13 protein-coding genes are annotated in these 13,672 nt (G+C 63.6%); 11 read left to right on the top strand and 2 right to left on the bottom strand.

What is annotated here, in order from left to right; genetic code table 11:
* The 6 genes from FJW05_RS27615 to FJW05_RS25720 form a co-directional block, all read left to right on the top strand.
* The coding region (locus FJW05_RS27615) for a hypothetical protein (protein ID WP_210239109.1) at positions 1 to 213 on the top strand (213 nt) is incomplete at its 5' end.
* Positions 210 to 848: an SGNH/GDSL hydrolase family protein gene (locus tag FJW05_RS25740; RefSeq protein WP_140636726.1), complete on the top strand. Its 639-nt coding sequence runs from the start codon at positions 210 to 212 to the stop codon at positions 846 to 848. The genes FJW05_RS27615 and FJW05_RS25740, both read left to right, overlap by 4 nt.
* Before the next feature lie 27 nt (positions 849 to 875).
* Positions 876 to 2,342 carry a dihydrolipoyl dehydrogenase gene (gene lpdA / locus FJW05_RS25735; RefSeq protein ID WP_140636724.1) on the top strand — a complete coding sequence of 489 codons (1,467 nt, stop codon included), beginning with the start codon at positions 876 to 878 and terminating at the stop codon, positions 2,340 to 2,342.
* Positions 2,343 to 2,498: 156 nt separating this feature from the next.
* Positions 2,499 to 2,756: a GlsB/YeaQ/YmgE family stress response membrane protein gene (locus FJW05_RS25730; RefSeq protein ID WP_140636722.1), complete on the top strand. Its 258-nt coding sequence runs from the start codon at positions 2,499 to 2,501 to the stop codon at positions 2,754 to 2,756.
* Positions 2,757 to 2,884: 128 nt separating this feature from the next.
* Entirely contained in the window at positions 2,885 to 3,850 is a 966-nt protein-coding gene (lipA, locus tag FJW05_RS25725) for a lipoyl synthase (protein ID WP_140636720.1), read from the top strand.
* A 6-nt stretch (positions 3,851 to 3,856) separates the two neighbouring features.
* Positions 3,857 to 4,312, top strand: a complete 456-nt coding sequence (locus FJW05_RS25720; RefSeq protein WP_140542906.1) for a type II toxin-antitoxin system RatA family toxin — start codon at positions 3,857 to 3,859, stop codon at positions 4,310 to 4,312.
* On the opposite strand, the gene FJW05_RS25715 is transcribed toward FJW05_RS25720, so the two are convergent.
* Together FJW05_RS25715 and FJW05_RS25710 are read right to left on the bottom strand one after the other, a co-directional pair.
* Positions 4,309 to 4,797 carry a CinA family protein gene (locus FJW05_RS25715; protein ID WP_140636719.1) on the bottom strand — a complete coding sequence of 163 codons (489 nt, stop codon included), beginning with the start codon at positions 4,795 to 4,797 and terminating at the stop codon, positions 4,309 to 4,311. The genes FJW05_RS25720 and FJW05_RS25715 overlap by 4 nt on opposite strands.
* A complete protein-coding gene (locus FJW05_RS25710; protein WP_140636717.1) occupies positions 4,794 to 6,023 on the bottom strand; it encodes a bifunctional 2-C-methyl-D-erythritol 4-phosphate cytidylyltransferase/2-C-methyl-D-erythritol 2,4-cyclodiphosphate synthase in 1,230 nt (409 codons plus the stop codon). The genes FJW05_RS25715 and FJW05_RS25710 overlap by 4 nt, the downstream gene beginning before the upstream one ends.
* Positions 6,024 to 6,274: 251 nt before the next feature.
* Between FJW05_RS25710 and dusB the strand changes: the two genes are divergently transcribed.
* The 5 genes from dusB to FJW05_RS25685 all read left to right on the top strand — a co-directional run bounded on the left by dusB (position 6,275) and on the right by FJW05_RS25685 (position 13,663).
* The gene (gene dusB / locus FJW05_RS25705) at positions 6,275 to 7,303 is read left to right on the top strand and encodes a tRNA dihydrouridine synthase DusB (RefSeq protein WP_140636715.1); all 1,029 of its coding nucleotides are present in this window, start codon (positions 6,275 to 6,277) and stop codon (positions 7,301 to 7,303) included.
* The gene (locus tag FJW05_RS25700; RefSeq protein ID WP_140636713.1) at positions 7,300 to 8,442 is read left to right on the top strand and encodes a nitrogen regulation protein NR(II); all 1,143 of its coding nucleotides are present in this window, start codon (positions 7,300 to 7,302) and stop codon (positions 8,440 to 8,442) included. The genes dusB and FJW05_RS25700 overlap by 4 nt, the downstream gene beginning before the upstream one ends.
* Positions 8,439 to 9,899 carry a nitrogen regulation protein NR(I) gene (gene ntrC, locus FJW05_RS25695; protein WP_140542911.1) on the top strand — a complete coding sequence of 487 codons (1,461 nt, stop codon included), beginning with the start codon at positions 8,439 to 8,441 and terminating at the stop codon, positions 9,897 to 9,899. Before FJW05_RS25700 ends, ntrC begins: the two co-directional genes overlap by 4 nt.
* A 121-nt stretch (positions 9,900 to 10,020) precedes the next feature.
* Positions 10,021 to 12,312, top strand: a complete 2,292-nt coding sequence (locus FJW05_RS25690) for a PAS domain-containing sensor histidine kinase (RefSeq protein WP_140636711.1) — start codon at positions 10,021 to 10,023, stop codon at positions 12,310 to 12,312.
* On the top strand, positions 12,302 to 13,663 hold the full coding sequence (locus FJW05_RS25685; protein ID WP_140542913.1) for a sigma-54 dependent transcriptional regulator: 1,362 nt from the start codon (positions 12,302 to 12,304) through the stop codon (positions 13,661 to 13,663). Before FJW05_RS25690 ends, FJW05_RS25685 begins: the two co-directional genes overlap by 11 nt.
* Positions 13,664 to 13,672: the final 9 nt, after the last annotated feature.

The raw sequence follows: 13,672 nt of genomic DNA, 5'->3' as shown, positions 1-13,672 counted from the left end.
CGACGGCGCGCTCGGCGCGGAACTGCTCGGCGCCTTCAAGCGCCTGATCGAAAACCCGATGGGCATGCTGGTGTAAGAAGGGAAAAGGCGGTGCGGAAATTCTTCACCAGCCTTTTCGCCCTGATCATTTTCAATCCTGACGGCGAGCTCTTCGCACTCCTGCGCGGCAGGCGCTCGCAGCCAGCTTTCGGCAAGGGTGGGGCAACCGCATGAAGACAATTCTCTGCTATGGCGACTCGCTGACCTGGGGCTATGACGCCGCCAGTCTCGGCCGCCATGCGCTCGAGGACCGCTGGCCGAGCGTTCTCGGGGGCGAGCTCGGGGGCGACGTCGAAGTCATCGCCGAAGGCCTCAACGGCCGCACCACGGCATTCGACGACCATCTGGCTGGTGCCGATCGCAATGGTGCCCGCGTCCTGCCGACGATCCTGACCAGTCATGCGCCGCTCGATCTCGTCATCATCATGCTCGGCTCCAACGACATGAAGCCCTGGATTCACGGCAATCCGGTCGCAGCCAAGCAAGGCGTGCAGCGGCTGATCGATATCGTGCGCGGCCATGACTATCCGTTCGAATGGCCGGCGCCGCAGATCCTCATCGTCGCGCCGCCTGTCGTGACACGCACTGACAATGCCGAGTTCAAGGAAATGTTCGCTGGCGGTGACGACGCCTCCAAGCGACTTGCGGTCCAATATTCGGCGCTGGCCGACGAGGCCGGCTGCGGCTTCTTCGACGCCGGCACTATCGCTACCACCACGCCGCTCGACGGCGTCCATCTCGATGCCGAGAACACGCGAAACATCGGCAAGGCTCTGGCGCCGCTCGTGCGCGTCATGCTCTCGCTCTAACCCTCAGAAAGATCAGGGAGAAAACCCGTGGCTGAATCCTACGACGTCATCATCATCGGCTCAGGCCCCGGCGGCTATGTCACGGCGGTGCGTTCCGCCCAGCTCGGCTTCAAGACGGCGATCGTCGAGCGCGAGCATCTTGGCGGCATCTGCCTGAATTGGGGCTGCATTCCGACCAAGGCGCTGCTGCGCTCGGCCGAGATCATGCATTATTCGGATCGTCTGAAGGATTATGGGCTGAAGCTTGAGTCGGGTAAAATCATCCCCGACACCGCTGCCGTGGTCGACCGCTCGCGAAAAGTCTCGCTACGGCTGAACACCGGCGTCGGCTTCCTGATGAAGAAGAACAAGGTCGACGTCATCTGGGGCGAGGCGAAGCTTTCCAAGGCTCCTGCCGGTGACAAACCGGGCGAGGTCGTCGTTTCGAAGACCGCGAAGAAGGCGATGGAGCCGCAGCCGCCGGTGCCGAAAGGCGTCAAGGGCGAGGGCACCTACACGGCCAAGCACATCATCCTGGCGACGGGCGCCAGGCCGCGCGCACTGCCCGGCATCGAGCCGGACGGCAAGCTGATCTGGACCTATTTCGAGGCCATGGTGCCGAAGGAAATGCCGAAATCGCTGCTGGTGATGGGCTCGGGCGCCATCGGCATCGAATTCGCCTCCTTCTATCGCACCATGGGCGCCGATGTGACGGTGGTCGAGCTGCTGCCGGCGGTGATGCCGGTCGAGGACGCCGAGGTCTCGAAATTCGCGCAAAAACAATTCGAGAAGCAAGGCATGAAGATACTCCTCGAGGCCAAGGTGACCAAGGTTGAAAAGGGCGCCAATTCGGTCACCGCGCATGTCGAGATGAAGGACGGCAAGGTCGAGAAGATCACCGCCGACCGCATGATCTCGGCCGTCGGCGTGCAGGGCAACATCGAGAATCTCGGCCTCGAAGCGCTTGGCGTGAAGACGGACCGCGGCTGCGTGGTCGTCGACGGCTACGGCAAGACCAATGTGCCCGGCATCTACGCGATCGGCGACGTCGCCGGCCCGCCTATGCTCGCCCACAAGGCCGAGCATGAAGGCGTTGTCTGCGTCGAGAAGATAGCCAATTTCCCCGGCGTGCACCCCATCGACAAGTTGAAGATCCCCGGCTGCACCTATTGCAGCCCGCAGGTCGCTTCCGTCGGCCTGACCGAGGCGAAGGCCAAGGCCGAAGGCAAGGATATCCGCGTCGGCCGCTTCCCGTTCAGCGCCAACGGCAAGGCCATCGCGCTCGGCGAGGACCAGGGCTTCGTCAAGACCATCTTCGACAAGAAGACCGGCCAGCTTCTCGGCGCGCACATGGTCGGCGCCGAGGTGACCGAGCTCATCCAGGGTTTTGTCGTGGCGATGAACCTGGAGACCACCGAGGAAGAGCTGATGCATACGATCTTCCCGCATCCGACACTGTCGGAGATGATGAAGGAGAGCGTGCTCGACGCCTATGGCCGCGTTTTGAACGCATGATGAGTCACCAATCGGTGATAAGTCACCAATCGGTGATCGATGGCCAATCCGTGCTAACGTTGTCGGGCGAGACTCACACGCGGCAGCCGGAGAAAGCTGACGGCAAGGCGGTTCGTATCCGGATGCATTTTCACCTGATCGAGGAGGAATTGGCACATGCATATGAATGGTGTCGGCTGGATCGCAGCCATCATCATCGGCGGCTTGGCGGGCTGGCTGGCCGAGATGGTCATGAAGAGCAACACCGGTATCTTCATGAACATCATCATGGGGATCGTCGGTGCGATAGTGCTGAACGCGATCCTGCAGGCTCTCAACATCCAGTCGTTCGGCGTCGGCTGGGTCGCCTATCTGATCACCGGCTTCATCGGCGCCTGCCTGCTGATCTTCGTCGGACGGCTCGTGCGTCGCTGACCCGAAGCCGCCGTTATGCGAAAATGGCCGTGGCGGCATGCGCTGCCGCGGCCTTTTTCTTTGTCCCGAAAAGTCCTAGATGAGGCGAGACAGGCGGCTGGCGAAATCGCGGCCGCGAAGGGTTTGAGATGGTCACAGTAGTAGACACGATCGCCAACCGGCCGCGCCCGCGGCATCCCGAGAAGGCGCACCGGCCCGACCAGGAGGTGCTGCGCAAGCCCGACTGGATCCGCGTCAAAGCGCCGGTTTCCAAGGGCTATGCTGAAACGCGCGAGATCGTGAAATCGCACAAGCTAGTGACGGTATGCGAGGAGGCCGGTTGCCCCAACATCGGCGAATGCTGGGACAAGAAGCACGCCACCTTCATGATCATGGGCGAGATCTGCACGCGCGCCTGCGCCTTCTGCAATGTCGCGACCGGCATCCCGACCGCGCTCGACCAGGATGAGCCGGCGCGCGTGGCGCACGCCGTCAAGCAGATGGGGTTGAGCCATGTCGTCATCACATCCGTCGACCGCGACGATCTTGACGATGGCGGCGCGCAGCATTTCGCCGAAGTCATCCGCGCCATTCGGTCGGCAACGCCATCGACGACGATCGAGATCCTGACGCCCGACTTCCTGCGCAAGGACGGCGCGCTGGAGATCGTCGTCGCCGCCAAGCCCGATGTCTTCAACCACAATCTCGAAACCGTGCCGTCGAACTACCTGACGGTTCGCCCCGGCGCGCGTTATTTCCATTCGATCCGGCTTTTGCAGCGGGTCAAGGAACTCGACCCGTCGATCTTCACCAAATCCGGCATCATGGTCGGCCTCGGCGAGGAGCGCAACGAAGTGCTGCAGTTGATGGACGATCTGCGTTCGGCCAATGTCGATTTCATGACCATCGGCCAGTATCTGCAGCCTTCCAAAAAGCATCATCCGGTGATCCGCTTTATCCCGCCGGACGAGTTCAAATCCTACGAGACTATCGGCAAGACCAAGGGTTTCCTGCTGATGGCGTCGAGCCCGCTGACGCGCTCCTCGCACCATGCCGGCGAGGATTTCGCCAGGCTGCGCGCGGCGCGCGAGGCGCAGCTCACCAAGGCCAGCTGACCTTCAATGCCGAAATTCGAGGCGACACGCCGCGTCGCGCATACGCCCGACGAGATGTTCGCGCTGGTGGCGGATATCGAGGCTTACCCGCAATTCCTGCCGCTCTGTGAATCGCTCACCGTGCGCTCGCGCAAGGAGCGTGACGGCCGCACCATCCTGGTTGCCGATATGAGCATCGGCTACAAGGCGATCCGCGAGACCTTCACGACCCAAGTGCTGCTGAAGCCCGACGAGAAAGCGATCGACGTCAAATACATAGACGGCCCGTTCAAATATCTCAGCAACATCTGGCGCTTCGATCCCGCAACCAGCGGCTGCGAGGTGCATTTCTTCATCGACTACGAGTTCAAGAGCCGCATCCTCGGCGCGGTGATGGGCACGATGTTCGACCGTGCCTTCCGCATGTTCTCGGAAGCCTTCGAGAAACGGGCAAACGTGATTTACGGTGTAAAGCCCGCCTAACGTTCGCCCAGCGCCCGCAAGCCGAGTTGCAGCGCGTGCCTCACCGTCTCGTGCCGGATGAATTCGCGGCCCTTGTGACCGAACAGCTGCCGCTCGGCGATTACCGGCTGTCCGGCAAGCGCTATCCCGAACCAGACAAGACCGACTGGCTTGTCGGCCGAGCCGCCGCTCGGGCCGGCAATGCCGGTGACGGCGAGCGACAGACTTGCCTGCGAATGCGTCAGCGCCCCCGCCGCCATTTCCAGCACCGTCTCGCGCGAGACTGCGCCATGCGCGTCGAGCGTGGCAGCGGAGACGCCGAGCATCTCCATCTTGGCTTCGTTGGAATAGGTGACGAAGCCGCGATCGACCACGGCGGAAGACCCGGCGATATCGGTGAGCGCCGCGATGATCAGGCCGCCGGTGCAGCTTTCGGCCGTGGCCAGCATGATGCCGCGCTGTTGGCAGGCCTGGAGCAGGGCATTTGCGAGTTCGGCGTTGCTCATGCCGGCACCTCGCCCGGATAGACGACGCTGGCGGTGGCTATCGCGGCGATACCTTCGCCGCGCCCGACAAAGCCGAGCTTCTCGTTGGTTGTCGCCTTGATCGAAATGCGCTCGGGCGCGATGCCGAGCATGGCTGCGAGCGCTTGCGTCATTGCCGCGCGATGCGGCCCGACGCGCGGCGCCTCGCAGATCAGCGTGATGTCGGCATTGGCGATACGGCCGCCGCGCTCGCGCACCAGCCTTGCCGCGTGCTCGACGAAGATCTTCGAGGCGGCACCCTTCCATTGCGGGTCCGATGGCGGGAAATGCGTGCCGATATCGCCGGCGCCGCAGGTGGCGAGCAGCGCGTCCGTCAGCGCGTGAAGCCCGACATCGGCGTCCGAATGGCCGGAGAGTTTGCGATCATATGGAATGGCGACGCCGCAGAGCGTTACATGGTCGCCGGGCTCGAACGCGTGCACGTCATAGCCGTTGCCGGTACGAATATCCGGGAAGCGCTGCTGCGCGCTCGAAAGCCGCTGGTCGGCCAATGCAATGTCCCTTGCCCAGGTGAGTTTGACGTTGTCCGGCGATCCGGGAACGATCTTGACCGGTATCTGTGCCCATTCGGCGATCGCCGCGTCGTCGGTGAACTCCGTCTTGCCCAGATGATGCGCCTTCTCATGCGCGGCGAGCAGCGGCCAGAACGGAAAGCCCTGCGGCGTCTGCGCGGCATGAAGGCCGGCTCTCGACACCGTCTCGTCGATCATGCCGGCGGCCGATTCTCGCTTCAGCGTGTCGGCGACAGGGAGCGCCGGCAACGCGCCCTGGCGCTCGCCGATGGCTTCGATGGTGCGGTCGATCAGCCCGGCGTCCACGAAGGGTCGCACGGCGTCATGCACCAGCACTTTTGCCGGTGCCTGGTCCCTCAGCGCCAGAAGCCCGAGCCGGACGGACGCCTGGCGCGAAGGGCCGCCGATAACGGCGACAAGACGATTGCCATGCGCTTCGGTCGCGCGTTGGAAGAGGTCGGCGTCGTCGGCATGGATGGCCACGACCACGGGACCGATCATCGGATGGGAGAGAAAGATATCCAACGTATGCGCGATGACGGCACGGCCGCCGATGCGCTGATATTGCTTCGGACCGTCGGCCTGTCCGGCGCGCGCGCCGCGGCCGGCGGCAACGATCACCACCCCGATCCCGCCGTTCAGGCCTGCCGCTTGCTTTTCGCTTGCCTCGCTCATTCCGATCGGTCCTAGAGCCGGATGATTTCAGGTCGATTCGACCTGAAATATGAATCCGTCTCTAAATCAAAGAAGTAGAGCATGATGTCGGCCGAAAACCGCTCACACTTTTCGGCATCATGCTCTAGTCGGGGTGATGGCCGAAGGCCAGCATTTTCCAAAATGCCTTAATGTGACGTCATTGCGCGTTGCACAATGCCACACTTCTGGCTAGAGAATGTGCAACGATCGAACATGCTTGGTTTTTGTGCATGGCTGAACTGACCACATTGGCATCGCCTCTTGATGTCGGCGGCGTGAAAATCCGTAATCGGGTTTTCCTGGCACCGATGTCGGGCATCACCGACGAGCCGTTCCGGCAGCGCGCCCACGCGCATGGCGCGGGATTGGTCGTTTCGGAAATGGTGGCGAGTGGCGAACTGGCCAAGGGTAGGGCAGGCTGCGACCTTCGCATCCGCCATTCCGGCCTGCCGGTGCATATGGTGCAGCTTGCCGGCCGCGAAGCCGTGCACATGGCCGAGGGCGCGCGAATCGCGGCGGGCGAGGGCGCCGATATCATCGACATCAATATGGGCTGCCCGGCAAAGAAGGTGACCGGCGGCTATGCCGGCTCGGCCCTGATGCGTGACCTCGACCATGCGCTGTCGCTGATCGAGGCGGTGGTCGGCGCCGTTTCGGTGCCGGTGACCGTCAAGATGCGGCTCGGCTGGGACGAAAGCGCGCTCAACGCGCCGATGCTGGCGCGACGCGCCGAACAGGCCGGCGTCAGCATGGTGACCGTGCATGGCCGCACACGCTGCCAATTCTATCAGGGCAAGGCAGACTGGCGCGCCATCGCCCGCGTCAAGCAAGCCGTCTCGATCCCGGTGGTGGCCAATGGCGATGTCGGTTCGCCGGAAGAGGCGGCGACAATCCTCGAACAGTCCGGCGCCGACGCGGTGATGATCGGCCGCGCGCATTACGGCGCCCCCTGGGTCGCGGGCAGCGTTGCGGCTGCCGCAACTGACGCATCCGCTCAAGGCATTCCGCACACGCCGCAGGCGCTCGCCGACTATGTCGTCTCGCATTACGAGGACATGCTCTCGCTCTACGGCATAGAAAGCGGCCTGCGCCAGGCGCGCAAGCATCTCGGCTGGTATCTCGACCGCCATGCTCCCGATGTTTCAGCCGAGCGGCGCAAACGCATTCTCACGTCCTTCGAGCCGGGTGAAGTCGTGGCCGAATTGTGCCGTGTCTTCGCCGATGGCGCGCAACCGACCAGCCTGCGGAGCGCGGCATGAAGGCGGACGTGCCACAGCAGCCCGATATGGCGGATGCCGCCAACATCGTGCTCAACACCATCCGCCGCCCGGTGATCATGGTCGATCCGGACGGCTTCATCACATTCGCCAACGCCGATGCCGAGGACTTCTTCCGCTCCAGCGCGAATATGCTCGCGCGCAACACGCTGTCCAAGCTGGTGCCTTTCGGCAGCCCGTTGCTGACGCTGGTCGACCAAGTGCGCGAACGCCGCGCGCCGGTCAACGAATACCGCGTCGACGTCTCGTCGCCGCGGCTCGGCATCGAAAAGATGGTCGATCTCTATGTCGCGCCGGTACCGGAGTTCCCGGGCTCGGTCGTCGTCATGTTCCAGGAACGGTCGATGGCCGACAAGATCGACCGCCAGATGACGCATCGTGGTGCGGCGCGCTCCGTCACCGGTCTTGCCGCGATGCTGGCGCATGAGATCAAGAACCCGCTCTCCGGCATCCGCGGCGCCGCCCAGTTGCTCGAGCTTTCCGCCTCCGATGAAGACCGCGCGCTGACCCGCCTGATCACCGACGAGACCGACCGCATCGTCTCGCTGGTCGACCGCATGGAAGTGTTCTCCGATGAGCGGCCGATCGAGCGCTACCCGGTCAACATCCATGTCGTGCTCGACCATGTGAAGGCGATTGCCAAGAATGGTTTTGCAAGACGGATCAAGATCTTGGAGGAATATGATCCATCGTTGCCCCCGGTCTTCGCCAACCGCGACCAGCTGATCCAGGTCTTCCTCAATTTGGTCAAGAACGCCGCCGAGGCGATCGGCGCCGACCCGCAAGGCGAGATCGCGCTCTCGACGGCCTTCCGTCCAGGCATCCGCGTCTCGGTGCCCGGAACGCAGGACCGGGTCTCGCTGCCGCTGGAGTTCTGCGTGCATGACAACGGTCCCGGCGTTTCCGAGGACATCCTGCCGATCCTGTTCGATCCGTTCATCACCACCAAGCCGAACGGCTCCGGACTTGGCCTTGCGCTGGTCGCCAAGATCGTCGGCGAGCATGGCGGCATCATCGAATGCGATTCGACGCCGCGCGGCACAACGTTTCGCATCCTGCTTCCAGCTTGGAAAGAGGCCGCACCAAGCGCCGGCGATGAAGCTGAAGGAGACCGCACATGACCGCTCGCGGCAATATTCTCGTCGCCGATGACGATGCGGCCATCCGCACCGTGCTCAACCAGGCGCTGTCGCGGGTCGGCCACGAGGTGCGTGTGACCTCCAATGCCTCGACGCTGTGGCGTTGGGTGGCTGCGGGCGAGGGCGATCTCGTCATCACCGACGTGGTGATGCCCGACGAAAACGCCTTCGACATGCTGCCGCGCATCAAGAAGGCGCGGCCCGAGTTGCCGGTCATCGTCATGAGCGCCCAGAACACGTTCATGACCGCTATCCGCGCCTCCGAGACCGGCGCCTACGAATATCTGCCGAAGCCGTTCGACCTGACGGAGCTGCTCAACATCGTCAGCCGGGCGCTGGCCGAGCCGAAGCGGCCGAAGCTCGATGCCCGCGCGGAAGACCAGCCGGAGACAATGCCGCTGGTAGGCCGATCCGCCGCCATGCAGGACATCTACCGCATGCTGGCGCGCATGATGCAGACCGACCTCACGGTCATGATCAGCGGCGAGTCCGGCACCGGCAAGGAGCTGGTGGCGCGCGCGCTGCACGAATATGGCCGCCGTCGCGGCGGCCCGTTCGTGGCCATCAACATGGCGGCGATCCCGCGCGACCTGATCGAATCGGAACTGTTCGGCCACGAGAAGGGCGCCTTCACCGGGGCACAGAACCGCTCCAGCGGCCGGTTCGAACAGGCCGAGGGCGGCACGCTGTTCCTCGACGAGATCGGCGACATGCCGATGGAAGCGCAGACCCGGCTGCTGCGCGTCCTGCAGCAGGGCGAATACACCACGGTCGGCGGCCGCACGCCGATCAAGACTGACGTCCGTATTGTCGCGGCCACCAACAAGGACCTGCGCACGCTGATCAACCAGGGCCTGTTCCGCGAGGACCTGTTCTATCGCCTCAATGTCGTGCCGCTCAGGCTGCCGGCGCTGCGCGAGCGTTCCGAGGACATTCCCGACCTGGTGCGGCATTTCTTCAAGCAGGGCGCCAGCGAGGGCCTGCAGACCAAGCGCATATCCTCCGGCGGCATCGAGCTCATGAAACGCTATCCCTGGCCGGGCAATGTGCGCGAGCTTGAAAACCTGGTGCGCCGGCTGGCCGCCCTCTACTCACAGGACGAGATTTCGTCGGAAATCATTGAATCGGAGCTGAAAACCGGCGAAAGGCCGGTCGTGCCCGATGGCGGCGCGCTCATCCCCGACGATCTGTCGATCGGCCAGGCGGTCGAGCATTTCCTGCAGCGCTACTTCGCCTCCTTCGCCGGCGAATTGCCGCCGGCCGGGCTCTACCAGCGCATTCTTGCCGAGGTCGAGTATCCGCTAGTGCTGGCTTCGATGACGGCGACGCGCGGCAACCAGATCAAGGCTGCGGAGCTTTTGGGGCTCAACCGAAACACGCTGCGCAAAAAAATCCGCGAGCTCGGCGTCAACGTCTACAAATCGGCAAGGCAGCCGTAACGTCACCTTGTCCCGTCGGTGAATTTTGTCTGGGAAAGATTATCTTCCCGGCCACACTTGTTGCATAATCGCCACAATGCGTTGCATACATCCGACGCGATGACCGACTCTGTACCGCGACATGGCAGCTGAGGCTCCGACCCTGACCCAACCGTTTTTCAACCAGACCGGCACGCGTGACGGGCGACGGTTGCTGGCTTTGCCCGGCGTGGTCGCCATTGCCGGCGCGGTGATCACGGCGGCCATCTCGTTTGCGATCCTGGTCGGTGCGACGCCGATCGCGCCGACCGCCGACGCGACCTGGGCCCTGATCGCGGCCAATGCCGTCTTTGTGCTGTTCCTCATCGCGTTAATCGCGCGCGAGGTGCGACGCATCGTGCTGGCGCGGCGCCACGGCAGGGCTGCCTCGCGGCTGCATGTGCGCATCGTCGCCATGTTCGCTCTGGTCGCCGCCATCCCGGCCATCATGGTTGCGATCATCGCCTCGATCACGCTCGACATCGGCCTCGACCGCTGGTTCGAAATCCGCACCAAGACGATCGTCAACTCGTCGCTGTCGATCGCTGACGCCTATGTGCAGGAGAACGCGCGCAACCTGCAGGGCACGACATTGTCGATGGCATACGATCTCGATGCCTCGCGCACGCTTTACGGTCTCGACAAGGGCGGTTTCCTCGATCTGTTGAACAAGGAAGCCGTCGGGCGCGGACTGGCGCATGCGGCCCTGATCAAGCCGGACGGCTCGTTCGTCATGAACGCCAAGACCGACGCCGATTTCCCCATGCCCGAGCCGCCCTCGGGAGCCGTCGACACCGCGGCCGACGGCAAGCCGGTGCTGATAGAACCGCGCACCCGCAACATCATGGGCGCCATCATCAAGCTGCGCGAGATCGAAGGGCTCTATCTGTACACGATCCGGCTGGTCGATCCCGACGTGATCAAGGCGCGCCAGATCGTCAGGGGCAACACCGACGAATACCGCAATCTGCAGGACAATCGCCGGACCTCGCAGGTCGCCTTCGCGTTGCCTTATCTGTCGCTCACGCTGATCATCACGCTCTCGGCGATCTGGACCGGCATCGCGGTCGCCGACCGGATCGTGCGGCCGATCCGCCAGCTGATCGGCGCCGCCGACGAGGTGGCGACCGGCAATCTCGACGTTGCCGTTCCAGTACGCCAGTCCGATGGCGACGTCGCCTCGCTCGGCGAGACCTTCAACAATATGATCCTGGAGCTCAAGTCGCAACGCAACGAGCTGCTCTCGGCCAAGGATCTGATCGACGAGCGCCGGCGTTTCTCCGAGGCGGTGCTTGCCGGCGTCACCGCCGGCGTCATCGGCGTCGACCCCTACGGCATCATCACCATCGTCAATCGCTCGGCCGAGACCATGCTGACGATTTCGGCGAATGCGACGCTCGGCCAGAACCTTTCGACGGTCCTGCCGCTTGTCGGTCGCGTGTTCGAGATCGGGCGCCAGTCCGGCAAGCCGGTCTATCGCGAGCAGGTGACCTTCTTCCGCACCGGTCTGGAGCGCACCTTCAATGTCCAGGTGACGGTCGAGTCCGGCGACGACGGCGAGGAAGAGAAATCCTATGTGGTGACGGTCGACGACATCACCGATCTCGTCCAGGCGCAGCGTTCGTCGGCCTGGGCCGATGTGGCGCGGCGCATCGCGCATGAGATCAAGAACCCGCTGACGCCGATCCAGCTTTCGGCCGAGCGCATCAGGCGCCGCTACGGCAAGGTCATCACCGAGGACCGCGAGGTCTTCGACCAGTGCACCGATACCATCATCCGCCAGGTCGAGGACATCGGCCGCATGGTCGACGAATTCTCCGCCTTCGCCCGCATGCCGAAGCCGGAGATGAAGGCGATCGACCTTCGCGAGTCGTTGCGCGAGGCGTCTTTCCTGGTCGAGGTCAGCCGCTCGGACATTGCCTTCCAGCGCGATTTCGGCAGTGAGCCGTTGAAAGGCACTTTCGACAGCCGCCTGATGGCTCAGGCCTTCGGCAATGTCATCAAGAACGCGGCCGAGGCGATCGACGGACTTGATGCGCAGGACCGTTCGGGCGGCACAATCCGGATTCAGGCCGGACGGCAAGATGGCGCCATACGAATCGACGTTATCGATAACGGCAAGGGGCTGCCGCGCGAGAATCGCCAAAGGCTTCTCGAGCCCTATATGACGACGCGCGAGAAGGGCACCGGGCTTGGCCTCGCTATCGTCAAAAAGATCGTGGAGGACCATGGCGGCCGTCTCGAATTGCACGACGCGCCAGCGGATTTCCATGGCGGCCGGGGCGCGATGATCTCGATCATCCTGCCCCCGGCCACGATCGTAGCCGCGCCGCCACGCGGTGAAGGTCGAAGCGAACACGAACGAGAAACTGAAAAGGTCGGTAATGGCGTCTGACATTCTCATCGTCGATGACGAGGAAGACATCCGCGAACTTGTCGCCGGTATATTGAGCGACGAGGGTCACGAAACCCGCACGGCCTATGATGCCGACAGCGCGCTTGCGTCGATTGCCGATCGCGCGCCGCGGCTGATTTTCCTCGATATCTGGCTGCAGGGCTCGCGCCTCGATGGCCTGGCGCTGCTCGACGAGATCAAGACCATGCATCCGAACATGCCGGTGGTCATGATCTCCGGCCACGGCAACATCGAAACGGCGGTGTCAGCCATCCGGCGCGGCGCGTATGATTTCATCGAGAAGCCGTTCAAGGCCGATCGCCTCATCCTGATCGCCGAGCGCGCGCTGGAGACATCCAAGCTGCGGCGCGAGGTCTCCGACCTCAAGCAGCGCAGCGGCGAGACCTTCGACCTGATCGGCATGTCGTCGGCGATGAGCCAGCTGCGGCAGACCATCGAGCGCGTCGCGCCGACCAACAGCCGCGTCATGATCATCGGCCCCTCCGGCTCAGGCAAGGAACTGACGGCGCGGGCCATCCACACGCTGTCGTCGCGCAAGTCCGGTCCGTTCGTCACGCTGAGCGCGGCCACCATCACGCCCGAGCGCATGGAGATCGAGCTGTTCGGCACCGAATCGAACGGCACCGAGCGCAAGGTCGGCGCGCTGGAGGAGGCGCATCGCGGCATCCTCTACATCGACGAAGTCGCCGATATGCCGCGCGAAACGCAAAACAAGATCCTGCGCGTGCTGGTCGAGCAGCAATTCGAGCGGGTAGGCGGCACCAAGCGCGTCAAGGTCGATGTCCGCATCATTTCCTCGACTTCGCAGAACCTCGAAGCGATGATCGCCGACGGCCGCTTCCGCGAGGACCTTTACCATCGCCTGGCCGTTGTACCGGTCATGGTGCCGGGGCTCGCTGAGCGGCGCGAGGACATTCCCTACCTCGTCGACAACTTCATGAAGCAGATTGCGCGCCAGGCCGGCATAAGGCCGCGCCGCATCGGCGACGATGCGCTGGCCGTGCTGCAGGCGCACAACTGGCCGGGCAATGTTCGCCAATTGCGCAACAATGTCGAGCGGCTGATGATCCTGGCGCGCGGCGAAGAGGCCGATGCGCCGATCACCGCCGACCTTCTGCCGTCCGAAATCGGCGACGTCATGCCGCGCACGCCCAACCAGTCGGACCAGCACATCATGGCCCTGCCGCTGCGCGAGGCCCGCGAGCAATTCGAGAAGGACTACCTGATCGCCCAGATCAACCGCTTCGGCGGCAACATCTCGAAGACTGCCGAGTTCATCGGCATGGAACGATCGGCACTCCACCGCAAGCTGAAGTCGCTGGGTGTGTAGCGAGCGCTT

Origin of the sequence: Mesorhizobium sp. B2-9-1 (assembly GCF_006439455.1) — a bacterium.
In the GTDB taxonomy this organism is placed as follows: domain Bacteria; phylum Pseudomonadota; class Alphaproteobacteria; order Rhizobiales; family Rhizobiaceae; genus Mesorhizobium.
The sequence above is the reverse complement of the archived record's forward strand: the minus strand, read 5'-3'. Positions and strand labels throughout refer to the sequence as shown.

Bases quoted from the DNA above. Each gene is read 5' to 3' on its own strand.
- FJW05_RS25740 (WP_140636726.1), top strand. From the start codon at position 210: ATGAAGACAATTCTCTGCTATGGCGACTCGCTGACCTGGGGCTATGAC.
- FJW05_RS25730 (WP_140636722.1), top strand. From the start codon at position 2,499: ATGCATATGAATGGTGTCGGCTGGATCGCAGCCATCATCATCGGCGGC.
- lipA (WP_140636720.1), top strand. From the start codon at position 2,885: ATGGTCACAGTAGTAGACACGATCGCCAACCGGCCGCGCCCGCGGCAT.
- FJW05_RS25720 (WP_140542906.1), top strand. From the start codon at position 3,857: ATGCCGAAATTCGAGGCGACACGCCGCGTCGCGCATACGCCCGACGAG.
- FJW05_RS25715 (WP_140636719.1), bottom strand. From the start codon at position 4,797: ATGAGCAACGCCGAACTCGCAAATGCCCTGCTCCAGGCCTGCCAACAG.
- FJW05_RS25710 (WP_140636717.1), bottom strand. From the start codon at position 6,023: ATGAGCGAGGCAAGCGAAAAGCAAGCGGCAGGCCTGAACGGCGGGATC.
- dusB (WP_140636715.1), top strand. From the start codon at position 6,275: ATGGCTGAACTGACCACATTGGCATCGCCTCTTGATGTCGGCGGCGTG.
- FJW05_RS25700 (WP_140636713.1), top strand. From the start codon at position 7,300: ATGAAGGCGGACGTGCCACAGCAGCCCGATATGGCGGATGCCGCCAAC.
- ntrC (WP_140542911.1), top strand. From the start codon at position 8,439: ATGACCGCTCGCGGCAATATTCTCGTCGCCGATGACGATGCGGCCATC.
- FJW05_RS25690 (WP_140636711.1), top strand. From the start codon at position 10,021: ATGGCAGCTGAGGCTCCGACCCTGACCCAACCGTTTTTCAACCAGACC.
- FJW05_RS25685 (WP_140542913.1), top strand. From the start codon at position 12,302: ATGGCGTCTGACATTCTCATCGTCGATGACGAGGAAGACATCCGCGAA.